Below are 12528 nucleotides of genomic sequence, written 5' to 3'. Positions count from 1 at the left end.
TCGCTGCGCCAGGCCGCCCCGCGCGACGCGCTGGCGCCGCAGGACGGTCTGTACGCCTTGGCCTTGCGCAGCGCCGACGGGCAAGGCACGCCGCGCCAGCAGCTCGCGGTCATCGGCTGCCTGCTGGAAACGCTTGTCGCGCCGGAAGACCCGCAGGCCGTGCTTACGCGCATTGCGCATGCGGATACGCGCATTGTCAGCGTCACCGTCACCGAAAAAGGCTATTGCCACGATCCCGCCAGCGGCCAACTCAACCTGGGTCATCCCGACATCGTGCACGACCTGGGCCAACCCTTGGCGCCGCGCAGCACCATCGGTTTCCTGGTGTGGGGTTTGCAGCAGCGGCGGGCGGCGGGGCGTGGCCCCGTCACCTTGATGTCGCTGGACAACCTGCCCAGCAATGGCCACCTGTTGCGAGGCATGGTGCTGGCATTCGCAGAGCAGGTCGATCGCGCATTGGCGGGATGGATCGCATCGTCCTGCGCCTTTCCCTGCTCGATGGTGGATCGCATCGTGCCCCGCACGACGGACGAAGACCGGCACGGCGTCGCCGACGCGCTGGGCTTGCAGGACGCCTGGCCGGTGCTGGCCGAGCCCTATCTGGAATGGGTGGTGGAAGACCGCTTCGCCGTGGGCAGGCCGGACTGGACCGCAGGCGGCGCGCGCTTCGTGGCCGAGGCCGCGCCCTTTGAAACCCTGAAGTTGCGCACGGTCAATGGCGCGCATTCGGCGCTGGCCTATCTGTCGGTGATGGCCGGCTGGGCCACCGTGGACCAGGCGATGGCGCAGCCGGCGCTGAAAGCCTATCTGGCGGCGCTGCTGCAGGACGAGATCGTGCCGACCCTGCCGGCCTTGCCCGGCCTGGACCTGACGCAATATCAGGCGCGCTTGCTGGAACGGTACGAGAACCCGGCGCTTAAGCACCAGACCCGTCAGATTGCGATGGACGGTTCGCAAAAACTGCCACAGCGGCTGCTGGACACGGTGCGCGCGCGGCTGGCGGCGGATCAGCCGATCCCTGGCCTGGCGCTGGCCGTGGCGGCATGGTTGCACTTCTTGCGGGGCGTCGACCAGGCCGGACGCCGCTACGACATCCAGGACCCCATGGCCGCCGTGCTGGCGCGCCAGCATGTGTTGGCGGAAGCGGCGGCCGAACGGTCCGGCGCGGGACCGGCGGCGATGTTGGCGTGGACGGAAGCGTGGACAGGCCTGGCGCCGGTCTTCGGGGACTTGGGGCAGGACCCGCGTTTCGTGCGCGCCGTGGCCCAGGCGGCGCAATCCCTGCGCAGCTTGGGCGTGGCCGGCGCGCTGGCGGCGTGGGCGCCGTCCGCGGGCCGCTGATACAAGGGGGCTGGAACGGGCTGGCTTTCGGCCTGCCTGCTCAGCCCGACTTGCTGCTCAGCCCGGCTTCTTCACCACGATCGTTGCCGTATCGCTGGTGAAAGAGCCGTCTTCCTGCACGTCGAAGTGCGTGCGCACCACATCCGGCGCGACGGAGAACATGTGGCGCAATGCCGCCACCAGCGTGTCCGGCGTGCGCATGCGCGTGACCCAGGTCTGGAACTCCAGCGGCAGGCGGCGCGGCGACAGCCCTTGCAGGGTGAAGCCGGCCTCGGTCAGCATGCGCGTCCACTCGGCCACCGAGTAATCCCGCACGTGTGACGTGTCGCGCAGCACTTCGATGGTTTGCAGCCAGGTATCCAGCAGCGGCTCGCCCGGCGACACCACGTCGGCGAACACCGCGATGCCACCCGGTTTCAGCACGCGGAAGGCCTCGCGCAGGCCACGCCCGGCGTCTTGCCAATGGTGAGTGGAATAGCGCGACATCACCAGGTCGAATTCGCCGTCGCCGAACGGCAGGTATTCGGCCTTGCCCTGACAGGTCGTCAGATTGACCAGCCCGCGCTTGGCGGCTTCGGTGGCCACCACGTCCAGCATCTGCTGAGACAGGTCATACGCCGTGACGTGCCGGGCTTCCGGTGCGACATGAAAGCTGACGTGCCCGCCGCCACAGCCCAGGTCCAGCACGCGCGCATCGGGATGCTGGCGGGCAATGCCGGCCATCTGCAGCAGGTCTTCACCCTGGGCGTGGACGGCGCTGGTCAGGTAGGCGGTGGCGCGGGGGCTGAATTGGCGGTCGACGGCGGCGTCGTGCGTACTGGCGGTCATGGGAATCCTTAAGGGCGGCTGCGGAAAAGCAGGTGCAGGCGCTAAGATAGGCGGACCCGTATACACGTACAAGACCATTGTTTATCCTGGTATGACTACTTCCCCCCTTGGCAGCGCCGCCCATCAGGACGGTTCCCCGTTGCGCCGGCAGGCGCTGGGCGAATTCGTCCGCAGCGCCCGTTCCCGCATCACGCCCCAGATGGCCGGGCTGCCCGAGGGCATGCGCCGCCGCACGCCCGGTCTGCGCCGCGAGGAAGTCGCGCAGCTGTGTGGCATCAGCGTCACCTGGTACACCTGGATCGAGCAGGGGCGGGAAGTCTCGGTATCGCCGTCGGTCTGGTCGCGCATCGCGGGCGTGCTGCAACTGGCGCGCGCGGAACGGGCCTACCTGTTCGACCTGGCCGACTGCGCGGATCCGCAACATGCGCGCGACGACGCGGGCGCGGCGCCCGGGCCGTTGCAGGAATGCGTGAACGCCATCGGCGCGCCGGCCTATGTGCTGGACCGCGCCTGGAATGTGCTGGCCTACAACGAGCCGCTGCGCGACCTGTTCGACGATTGGCCCACCCGGGATCACGAGCCGAACTTGCTGCGCTACATTTTCACGGACCCGGCCGCCCGCGAACTGGTGGTGGACTGGGACCAGCGCGCGCGCCGCGTCGTGGCGGAATTCCGCGCGGATGCCGGCGCGCACCTGGATGAACCGGCGGTACTGGCGCTGCTGGATACGCTAAGCCGCCAGAGCCCCGTGTTCGCCCATTGGTGGACGCGTCACGCCGTGGTGGAACGCGAGGGCGGCCTGCGTGAATTCCAGCATCCCAGGGACGGCAAGCTGGCGTTCCAGCAGATCACGTTCCGGCTGGCGACCCATCCGGACCTGAAACTGGTGATGCTGTTGAGCGGGGCGGCGCAAGAGGCGGCCTGACCCGCCGCGGGCGGACTATTTCGCCAGCCCGTGTTCGATCAGATAGCGGACCAGGAATTCGCCGTGGCCTTCGATGTCGCGGCGGATTTCGCGCACCACGGCTTCCGTGTCGCCGGCTTCCAGCCCGGCAATGATGCCCTCGTGCGGATGCGCGCCGGGCAAGGTGGGAAAGGGCGGGGTGTACAGGTACGACAGGTAGGACGCCGTCTGGACCCACAGGTTTTCGATCATCGACAACAGATGCGGCATTTGCGCCGCCGAGTACAGCGCGAAGTGGAAGTCGAAATTGCGCGCCAGCACCGGCGCCATCAACTGCTGCTGCCGGCTTGCCATCAGGTTGCCGTGGATGCCGCGCAATTCGGCGATCAGGGCGGGCGTGGCCAGCGGGGCCGCGCGCCGCGCCGCGAAGCACTCCAGCTCCAGCCGGATGCTGCGTAATTCCTGCAGCTGCGCCACCGTCAGTTCGGGCACTTTGACCGACTTGCCCGGGCTGAGCGTCAAGGCGCGTTCAGACACCAGTTGAAGCAGCGCTTCGCGCACGGGCGTCTGGCTGACGCCCAACGTGTCGGTGATCGAGCGCAGCGTGATGGTGTCGCCCGGGCGCAATTCGCCCATCATGATCTTCTGCTTGATCTCGCGATAGATGCGGGCGGTCATGTTTTCCCGCTGCATGGGCGCCAAATTGATGGTCATCCTGTATTCCTGGTCGGCCGGGCCGGGTCATGCCCTGCTGGCAGCGGCCCGCGCAGCGCGATTCTACCGTCCCCGCGCACACTCTTTACATTTTATAAAAAATAAAATAATTGACCGCCGTCTTGGCTTCAGAATATATTTTATAAAATATAAACAGGAGACAAGATGTCGACGCTACATCCCTTGAACGCGCCCGGGCTGAACAATCACGGCACCGTGGCGCATCTGATCGCGAAGGCGCTGATACGCCACGGCGTGACCCACGTATTCGGTCAGAGCCTGCCCAGCATGCTGCACCTGGCTTGCGAAGAACTGGGGCTGACCCAGGTGGCCTACCGTAGCGAGAACGCGGGCGGCTACATGGCCGACGCCTATGCCCGCATCACGGGAAAGCCCGCCATCGTGACCGCGCAGAACGGGCCGGCGGCCACGCTGCTGGTGCCCCCGCTGGCCGAAGCGCTGAAGGTGTCGATCCCCGTCATCGCACTCGTCCAGGACGTCAACCGCGACCAGACCGATAAGAACGCGTTTCAAGAATTCGACCACCTGGCCCTGTTCGCCTCCTGCACCAAGTGGGTACGCCGGGTCACCGAGGCCTCGCGGGTCGAGGACTATGTGGACCAGGCTTTCGCCATCGCCTGCTCGGGCCGCCCGGGCCCCGTCGCCTTGATGCTGCCGGCGGATCTGCTGAACGAGGCGGCCGCGGCGTCGCAGCGCCACGCCAGCCTGGGGCATTTCCCGTTGGACCGCACGGTGGCCGCGAGCGAGGCCGTGAAGGCCGCGGCCGACCTGTTGGCCGGCGCGCAGCGGCCGGTCGTGGTGGCCGGCGGCGGCGTGCATGTATCGGGCGCGAGCCAGGCGCTGGCCGCCTTGCAGGAAGCGGCCCACCTGCCCGTGGGCACTACGGTCATGGGCAAGGGCGCCACGGACGAACGGCATCCGCTGTCGCTGGGCGTGGTCGGCTATTTCATGGGCCCCAACGGCGCCAGCCGCGACCTGCGCCCGCTGATCGCCGATGCCGATGTCGTGCTGCTGGTGGGAACGCGCACCAACCAGAACGCCACCGATTCCTGGAAGCTATATCCCAGGAACGCCCGCTACATCCATATCGATGTCGACGGGGCCGAAATCGGCCGTAACTACGAAGCGCTGCGTTTGGCCGGCGACGCGCGGGAAACGCTGTTGGCGCTGGCGCGTGAACTGGGCAGCCGCGACCTGTCCGCCGCGCAAACGCGCCGGGCCGGCCTGGAAGCCGCCATCCAGTCGGGCAAGGCGTCTTCCTGGGAAGCGTCGCGCGCAGTCCGCTTGTCGGACCAGCAGCCGATCCGCCCCGAACGGCTGCTGGAGGAAATCCGCCAGGACGTGGACGAAAACACCATCGTGGTCGCCGACGCCAGCTACTCCTCGATCTGGATCGCCAACTACCTGACGTCGCTGGCGCCCGGGATGCGTTTCTTGACGCCGCGCGGGCTGGCCGGGCTGGGCTGGGGCTTTCCGATGGCCATGGGCGCCAAGGTGGCCAGGCCGGACGCACACGTGGTTTGCGTGGTGGGCGACGGCGGGTTCGGCCACGTGTGGTCCGAACTGGAAACCGCCCGCCGCATGGGCATCAAGGTGACGCTCGTCGTCATCAACAACGGCATCCTGGGCTTCCAGAAGCACGCCGAAAACGTGAAGTTCGGCGCGCATACGTCGGCCGTCCATTTCCATCCGGTGGACCATGCCGCGGTGGCGCGGGCGGCGGGCTGCCTGGGCGTGCGCGTCGAAGCGCCGGCGGATCTGGCCGGCGCGCTGCGCGACGCGCGCAACGCCGAACTGACAACACTGATCGAAGTCATGTGCGACGAAAACGCGTTCCCGCCCATCACCTTCTTCACGGCGGAATCGGCATGAAACAGGATCCGAGCAAAGTCGCGCTGGTCACCGGCGCGGGCCGCGGCATCGGCCTGGAGGTGGCTCGGCTGCTGCTGGCCAAGGGCTATCGCGTGCTGGCCGTCAGCCGCGAGGGCGTGGACGCGCAACGGCTGGGTGGCCCCTGCGCGCAGCTGCGCACCGAGCAAGCCGATGTGACCGACTACGCGGCCATGCAGGCCGTGGTGGACCGTGCGCGCGAGCAGTGGGGCCCGGTGTCGGTATTGATGAACAACGCGGGCATCTCGCCCAAGCAGGCGGACGGAAATTCCGCCGGCATTCTGGACATCACGCCAGAGGAATGGGAATCGGTGCTGCAGGTGAACCTGACGTCGATCCTGCGCCTGTGCCAGATGGTGCTGCCGGGCATGCGCGAGCAGGGCTTTGGGCGCATTGTCAATGTGTCGTCGCTGGCGGGCCGCGCCAAGTCGCTGGTGGCGGGCGGCAGCTACATGGCGTCCAAGGCGGGGGTGCTGGGCCTGACCCGCGCCATCGCCGCCGAGATGGGGCCCCACGGCATCACGGCCAATGCCATCACGCCGGGGCGCATCCTGACCGAAATGGCGCAGCAGGCCGCGCCGTTGGTGAACGAGAACTATGCGGCGCAGATTCCCGTCCGCCGTCTGGGAACACCCGAAGAGGTGGCCGCGGCGATGGTGTTCCTGGCCGCGGAAGAGGCGGGCTTCATCAACGGCGCCATCCTCGACATCAATGGCGGCTTCTACATGCCGTGAGCATGCCGCACCCATAAAAAACAAAGGAGACAAACATGAAAACAGCATCGATGCTGGCGGCGATGGCCGCTGCCGCGATAAGCATGACGGCCGCGCCCGCGCTGGCGTGGCCCGACAAGGAGGTGACGCTGACGGTGAACTACGGCGCCGGCGGCAACACGGATGTTGCCAGCCGCGAACTGGCCCGCGCGATGGAGGCCGACCTGGGCCGCGCCGTGGTGGTCTTCAACCGCCCCGGCGCGCTGGGCACCATCGGCCCCGGCTATGTGGCCAAGCAGCCGGCCGACGGCTACAACGTGGGCGTGGTGACGCTGTCGTCCATTGCCATCATGCCGCACCTGATGACCATTCCTTACGCCGCGCGGGATTTCGATTTCGTGGCCGCTTATGGCCGCTACCGCTATGGGGTCGTGGTGCGCGCGGACTCGCCGTACAAGAGCGTGGCCGATCTGGTCGCGGCGGCCAAGCAGGGCCCGGGCATCTTCTTCGGCGCGCCGTCCGCGCCCAACAACCTGGCCATGTTCGATCTGGGCCGGGTCACGGGCGCGAAGTTCGAGCAGGTGTCGTACAAATCGGGCAGTGAAACCGTATCGGCATTGCTCGGCAAGCAGGTCGATGCGATCGTCCAGAATCCGTCGGACGTCACCAGCTACATCCAGGCAGGGCGCCTGCGCCTGTTGGCGTCGGCCAGCCCGATCCGATGGCCTGAATTCCCGGAGGTGCCCACCCTGAAGGAAGCGGGCTACAACGTGGAAATCGATTCGTGGCTGGGGTTGGCGGTGCCCAAGGGCACGCCGGAAACCGTCCGCGCCCGCCTGGAACAATCGGCCAAGGCGGCCGTGGCCTCCGACCGCTTGCAGCAGACCTACAAGCAACTGGGCGTGGACCCCGTCTGGATGTCGGGACAGGACTACGCAAAAATGGTCGACACCACCTACGACCAGATGGGCCGCGCCATCAAGGCGGCCAACCTGCCGCGCATGACCAACTAGGGGCGCGATGGCCGCCGCGCGGCGCCGCGGCGGTTATCGGGGGCCGGCCGGGAACAGGCTGTCCTGCATCCCGGCCTCGACCAGCCCTTGCAGCAGTTTCTTGACCGGCGCGGGCAGCGCCATCGACGCCAGCTTGTCCGCATGCACCCAGCGTTCCGGCAATGCCGCTTCGCGCAGGCTGGCCGCGCGCACCGGCACCAGCCACGGCCGGATGTGCAGGCGGTAGTGCGTAAAGGTGTGGGCGAAAGCGGCAAGCTCGAAGCGTTGCTCGGGTTCCAGGCCCAGCGCCCGCGAGGCGGTGTCGGGGTCGCCCGCCACATCGAATTCGGGCAGGCTCCACAGCCCGCCCCAGATGCCGGGTTCGGGCCGCTGCTGCAGCAGGAAAGCCCCTTGATGCTGCAACACCAACATACAGGTTTCGCGTTCCGGGATGGCGCGGCGTACCTTCGGGGTGGGCAGCTCGGCCTGACGGCCCTCGCGGCGGGCAACGCACGTTTGCGCCACCGGGCACTTGTCGCAAGCCGGCTTGCCGCGCGTGCACAACGTGGCGCCCAAATCCATCAGACCCTGCGTGTAGGCGGCCATGTCCAGGTCGGGGGCTGCCTCGACCTGCGCGTCGGCCAGCGCCCATAGCCGCGTCTCGACGTCCCGCTTGGAGGGATCGCCCGCAATGCCGAAGTGGCGGGTGAACACGCGCTTGACGTTGCCGTCCAGGATGGGCGAACGCTCGCCGTAGGCGAACGCCGCGATGGCCGCCGCCGTGGACCGGCCGATGCCGGGCAGGGTGGCGATGGCTTGCGCGGTGGGCGGGAAGCGGCCGCCCCAATCGCGGGCGATTTCTTGCGCGCAACGGTGCAGGTTGCGCGCGCGGGCGTAGTAGCCCAGCCCGGCCCAGTACGGCATCACGTCTTCCTGCTCGGCGGCGGCCAGCGCCGCCACGTCCGGGAAGCGCTGCAGGAAGCGGTCGTAATAGGGGATGACGGTGGCCACCTGCGTCTGCTGCAGCATGATCTCGGACAGCCAGATCCGATACGGGTCACGCGTGTTTTGCCAAGGCAGATCATGCCGGCCATGCTGGCGTTGCCAGGCGACGATACAAGGGGCGAATTCCATGCCGCACATTATCGCATCGCCCTCTTGCCGGGCTTGGGGCGACCGGTTACAACTAACCCGGGCCTTGTGGTGTTGACAGGCTCTTCCTAGAGCGCGAAAGCGCCATCACTTCACTTTCACGGCCCTTGTTGGCCCGCGGGCGCGCGCAGCGCGAAACGCGAAGCTGGTGGGGGCATCCAGGATCTTGGAGTCGAGACATGAATGCCCCCTTGTCGCCCGCCTTGCGCGCCGCGCTCGAATCCGTCCAACTGGACGACAAATACACCCTTGAGTCCGGCCGAGCCTGGATGAGCGGCATCCATGCCCTGGTCCGCCTGCCCATGATGCAGCGCGTGCGGGACGCGCGGGCGGGGTTGAACACGGCGGGCTTCGTGTCCGGCTACCGCGGCTCGCCGTTGGGCGGCGTGGATCAGAACATGTGGAAGGCGGCCAAGTACCTGAAGGCCCATCATGTTGAGTTCCAGCCAGGCATCAACGAAGACCTGGCCGCCACCGCCGTCTGGGGATCGCAGCAGGTCAACCTGTTCCCCGGCGCCAAGTACGACGGCGTCTTCGGCATGTGGTACGGCAAGGGCCCGGGCGTGGACCGCTGCGGCGACGTCTTCAAACACGCCAATGCGGCGGGCACGTCGCGGCATGGCGGCGTGCTGGTGGTGGCGGGCGACGATCATCCGGCCAAGTCTTCGACGCTGCCGCATCAAAGCGACCATATCCTGAAGGCCTGTATGATCCCGGCGCTGTTTCCGGCCAGCGTCCAGGAAGTACTGGATTTCGGCCTGCATGGCTGGGCCATGAGCCGCTATGCCGGCGTGTGGGTGGGCATGAAGTGCATCACCGACATCGTGGAAGTATCGGCGTCGGTGGACGTGGATCCGCACCGCGTGCAGATCCAACTGCCCGAAGACTTCCTGATGCCGGCCGACGGCCTGAACATCCGGATACCGGACACACCGTTGCAGCAAGAGGCCCGGCTGCTGGACTACAAGCTGTACGCCGCGCTGGCCTACGCCCGCGCCAACAAGCTCAACCGCGAACTCTGGCACGTGCCCCAGCGCGATGCGCGCTTCGGCATCATGACTTCCGGCAAGGCCTATCTGGACACGCGCCAGGCGCTGTCGGACTTGGGGCTGACCGAAGCCGTCTGCCAGCGCATTGGCGTGCGCCTGTTCAAGGTGGGCATGGTCTGGCCGCTGGAGTCCACCGGCATGCAGCAGTTCGCCGAAGGCCTGGACGAGATTCTGGTCGTCGAGGAAAAGCGCCAGGTGTTGGAATACCAGTTGAAGGAAGAGCTGTTCAGCTGGATCGGCAGCGGCAAGAAGATCCCTCGCGTGGCGGGCAAGTTCGACGACAAGGATGGCGGTGAATGGTCCGTGCCGCAGGGCAATTGGCTGTTGCCCGCACACTACGAGTTTTCGCCGGCGATGGTCGCGAAGGCGATCGCGGCACGCCTGTTGCGCTTTGAACTACCGGAGGATGTGCGCGCCGGCATCCTGGCCCGGCTGGACTTCATCGGCGGTCGCGAACAGGCCCTGGTGCGCCCGCGCATCGTCGAAGAGCGAAAGCCCTGGTTCTGTTCGGGCTGTCCGCATAACACCTCGACCCGCCTGCCCGAAGGGTCGCGCGGCATGGCTGGCATCGGCTGCCATTACATGGTGCGGTGGATGGACCGCAATACCGAGGTCTATACCCAGATGGGCGGCGAGGGCGTGCCGTGGGTAGGCCAGGCGCCGTTCACCGAGGAAAAGCACGTGTTCACCAACCTGGGCGACGGCACGTACTTCCATTCCGGCTTGCTGGCCATTCGCGCGGCAGTGGCGGCCAAGGTACCGATCACCTACAAGATCCTGTTCAACGACGCCGTCGCCATGACGGGCGGCCAGCCTGTCGACGGCCCGATCAGCGTGCCGATGATCAGCCGCCAGGTGGCCGCCGAAGGCATCGACAAGATCGTCATCGTGACGGATGACCCCGACAAGTACAACGATGTCTCGGACCTGGCGCCGGGCGTGCCGGTGATGCACCGTGACGAACTCGACGCGGTGATGTGCGACCTGCGCGAGCATCCGGGCGTGTCGGTGCTGATCTACGACCAGACCTGCGCCACGGAAAAGCGCCGTCGCCGCAAGCGCAACGCCTATCCCGATCCGGCGCGCCGCGTCGTCATCAATGAGCGCGTCTGCGAAGGCTGCGGTGATTGCTCGCAGAAGTCCCATTGCCTGTCCGTCGAACCGCTGGAAACCGAATTCGGCCGCAAGCGTGCCATCAATCAATCCAGCTGCAATAAAGACTTCTCCTGTCTGAAGGGCTTCTGCCCCAGCTTCGTGACGGTGGAAGGCGGCAAGTTGAGAAAGCCGAAGGCGCTGTCGCAAGAGGGCGTCATCGATGAAGGCGTACCCGCGCCGCGCATGGCCGTGCTGGAGCAGCCGTATGGCGTCTTCATCGCGGGCGTTGGCGGTACGGGCGTCGTCACCATCGGCCAATTGCTGGGCATGGCGGCGCACCTGGAAGGCAAGGGCTGTTCGGTGCTGGACATGGCGGGCCTGGCGCAAAAGGGTGGCGCCGTGTATTCGCATGTGGTGCTGGCGCAATCGCCCGACCATTTGATGAACACGCGCGTCGCCATGGGCGAGGCCGACTTGCTGCTGGCCGGCGACCTGGTGGTTGCCACCAGCGCGGACAGCATGGCGCGCCTGCGGCCGGGGCGTACCCGCGTGCTGCTGAACCGCGACAACGCGCCGACCGCCGCCTTTGTCTCCAACCCCGATTGGACGCTGCCGGCCGACCGCCTGACCGCCGACCTGCAAACCGCCTGTGGCAAGGAAAATCTGCATAGCGTGGACGCGGCGGCGATGGCGGTTGCCTTGTTGGGGGATGCGATCTACGCCAATCCCCTGATGATGGGTTACGCCTACCAAAAGGGCTGGATCCCGCTGTCCCAAGAGGCGCTGCTGCGGGCGATAGCGTTGAACGGCCAGCAAGTCGCCACCAACCAGGCCGCCTTCGCGTGGGGCCGCCGCGCCGCGCACGACATGCCCGATGTGATGCGGGTGCTGGCCAACGGCGGCACGCCCATCGCGCCACCCGAAGACATTATCGAGATCAAGCGCCCGCGCGTGGCCCCGGTCACGGATTTGAAGAAGCCTTCGGGTGAACTGGCGCAGCTGGTGGCGGTGCGCAAGGCGTTCCTGACGCAATATCAGAACGAGGCCTACGCGAAGCAGTACACGGATCTGGTGGACCGGGTTGCGCGGGCGGAACAGGACGCCACAGGCACGAACCGCCTGGCGATCGCCGTGGCGCGCAACTATTTCAAGCTGATGGCATACAAGGACGAATACGAAGTGGCCCGCCTGTACTCGGACGGCGAGTTCGTGAAGAAGATCGGCGAACAGTTCGAAGGCGACTGGAAGCTGCGCTTTCACCTGGCCCCGCCGCTGTTCGCCCGCCGCGACCCGCAGGGCCATCTGATCAAGCGCAGCTACGGGCCGGCGATGCTGAAGGTCTTCGCGCTGCTGGCGAAGATGCGGCGGCTGCGCGGCACCCGGCTGGACCCGTTCGGCTATACGGCGGAAAGGCGCGCGGAACGCGAACTGATCCGCGAGTATCGGGAAACCCTGACGGCAATCTTATCGAAATTGAACCGCGGCAACCTCGACAAGGCCGTGACGTTAGCAGGCCTGCCCGAAGAAATCAGAGGCTACGGACATATAAAAGAGGCGGCGATGGAGAAGGTGGCGGGGAAGCGGGAGGAATTGCTGAAGGAGTTTAGTGCTCGGGTTGTGGCTATTGGGGTTCGGGCGGCTTGAAGGTTTTTGGGGGGATGGGGGTGTTTGATGGTGGTGGCGGTGGGGTTCTTGAGACGCCCGGCGCGTCGGTGGCCGGTGGGGCGCGGGGCAACGATTGCGGTCCGGAGCCTTCGCTCCGGACTGCCCCCTTGTCATCCTCGTCACTGCCTTTGGCAGTTCCTTCGGATTCCCTCGGGCTTATCGAC

General features: G+C 66.8%; 9 protein-coding genes. 6 read left to right on the top strand and 3 right to left on the bottom strand.

Translation table 11 applies throughout. The annotated features are described in order from the left end of the window. The coding region (locus tag ACE039_RS08320) for a mannitol dehydrogenase family protein (RefSeq protein ID WP_485822083.1) at positions 1 to 1341 on the top strand (1341 nt) is incomplete at its 5' end. Positions 1342 to 1398: 57 nt separating this feature from the next. On the opposite strand, the gene ACE039_RS08315 is transcribed toward ACE039_RS08320, so the two are convergent. After that, positions 1399 to 2169 (bottom strand): class I SAM-dependent methyltransferase, encoded by a 771-nt coding sequence (locus ACE039_RS08315; protein ID WP_485822082.1) that lies wholly within the window; start codon positions 2167 to 2169, stop codon positions 1399 to 1401. A 91-nt stretch (positions 2170 to 2260) separates the two neighbouring features. Between ACE039_RS08315 and ACE039_RS08310 the strand changes: the two genes are divergently transcribed. Then, positions 2261 to 3094 (top strand): helix-turn-helix transcriptional regulator, encoded by an 834-nt coding sequence (locus ACE039_RS08310; RefSeq protein WP_485822081.1) that lies wholly within the window; start codon positions 2261 to 2263, stop codon positions 3092 to 3094. Positions 3095 to 3109: 15 nt separating this feature from the next. Here the strand turns inward: ACE039_RS08310 and ACE039_RS08305 are convergent, their stop codons facing one another. Next, on the bottom strand, positions 3110 to 3787 hold the full coding sequence (locus ACE039_RS08305) for a GntR family transcriptional regulator (protein WP_105559448.1): 678 nt from the start codon (positions 3785 to 3787) through the stop codon (positions 3110 to 3112). A 165-nt stretch (positions 3788 to 3952) separates the two neighbouring features. On the opposite strand from ACE039_RS08305, the gene ACE039_RS08300 reads away from it, so the two are divergent. The 3 genes from ACE039_RS08300 to ACE039_RS08290 are packed head-to-tail and all read left to right on the top strand — an operon-like array spanning position 3953 to position 7424. Further along, positions 3953 to 5680 carry an acetolactate synthase catalytic subunit gene (locus ACE039_RS08300; protein ID WP_485822080.1) on the top strand — a complete coding sequence of 576 codons (1728 nt, stop codon included), beginning with the start codon at positions 3953 to 3955 and terminating at the stop codon, positions 5678 to 5680. Next, entirely contained in the window at positions 5677 to 6432 is a 756-nt protein-coding gene (locus tag ACE039_RS08295; RefSeq protein WP_485822079.1) for a 3-oxoacyl-ACP reductase, read from the top strand. Before ACE039_RS08300 ends, ACE039_RS08295 begins: the two co-directional genes overlap by 4 nt. A gap of 35 nt (positions 6433 to 6467) precedes the next feature. Then, complete coding sequence (locus ACE039_RS08290) at positions 6468 to 7424, top strand: tripartite tricarboxylate transporter substrate binding protein (RefSeq protein ID WP_485822078.1); 957 nt, start codon at positions 6468 to 6470, stop codon at positions 7422 to 7424. A 33-nt stretch (positions 7425 to 7457) separates the two neighbouring features. Here ACE039_RS08290 and mutY read toward each other — a convergent pair whose 3' ends face one another. Then, positions 7458 to 8546, bottom strand: a complete 1089-nt coding sequence (gene mutY, locus ACE039_RS08285; RefSeq protein WP_485822077.1) for an A/G-specific adenine glycosylase — start codon at positions 8544 to 8546, stop codon at positions 7458 to 7460. Between the two features lie 188 nt (positions 8547 to 8734). On the opposite strand from mutY, the gene ACE039_RS08280 reads away from it, so the two are divergent. Continuing rightward, on the top strand, positions 8735 to 12343 hold the full coding sequence (locus ACE039_RS08280) for an indolepyruvate ferredoxin oxidoreductase family protein (protein ID WP_485822076.1): 3609 nt from the start codon (positions 8735 to 8737) through the stop codon (positions 12341 to 12343). Positions 12344 to 12528 lie beyond the last annotated feature (185 nt).

This window comes from Achromobacter maghribensis (assembly GCF_057334215.1).
Note: the sequence above shows the minus strand (reverse complement) of the source record. Positions and strands in the feature narration are given on the sequence as shown.

What these genes read in the sequence shown, in the direction of transcription:
- ACE039_RS08305 (WP_105559448.1), bottom strand. Translation starts at nt 3,787, where the DNA reads ATGACCATCAATTTGGCGCCCATGCAGCGGGAAAACATGACCGCCCGC.
- ACE039_RS08310 (WP_485822081.1), top strand. Translation starts at nt 2,261, where the DNA reads ATGACTACTTCCCCCCTTGGCAGCGCCGCCCATCAGGACGGTTCCCCG.
- ACE039_RS08280 (WP_485822076.1), top strand. Translation starts at nt 8,735, where the DNA reads ATGAATGCCCCCTTGTCGCCCGCCTTGCGCGCCGCGCTCGAATCCGTC.
- ACE039_RS08300 (WP_485822080.1), top strand. Translation starts at nt 3,953, where the DNA reads ATGTCGACGCTACATCCCTTGAACGCGCCCGGGCTGAACAATCACGGC.
- ACE039_RS08315 (WP_485822082.1), bottom strand. Translation starts at nt 2,169, where the DNA reads ATGACCGCCAGTACGCACGACGCCGCCGTCGACCGCCAATTCAGCCCC.
- ACE039_RS08290 (WP_485822078.1), top strand. Translation starts at nt 6,468, where the DNA reads ATGAAAACAGCATCGATGCTGGCGGCGATGGCCGCTGCCGCGATAAGC.
- ACE039_RS08295 (WP_485822079.1), top strand. Translation starts at nt 5,677, where the DNA reads ATGAAACAGGATCCGAGCAAAGTCGCGCTGGTCACCGGCGCGGGCCGC.
- mutY (WP_485822077.1), bottom strand. Translation starts at nt 8,546, where the DNA reads ATGTGCGGCATGGAATTCGCCCCTTGTATCGTCGCCTGGCAACGCCAG.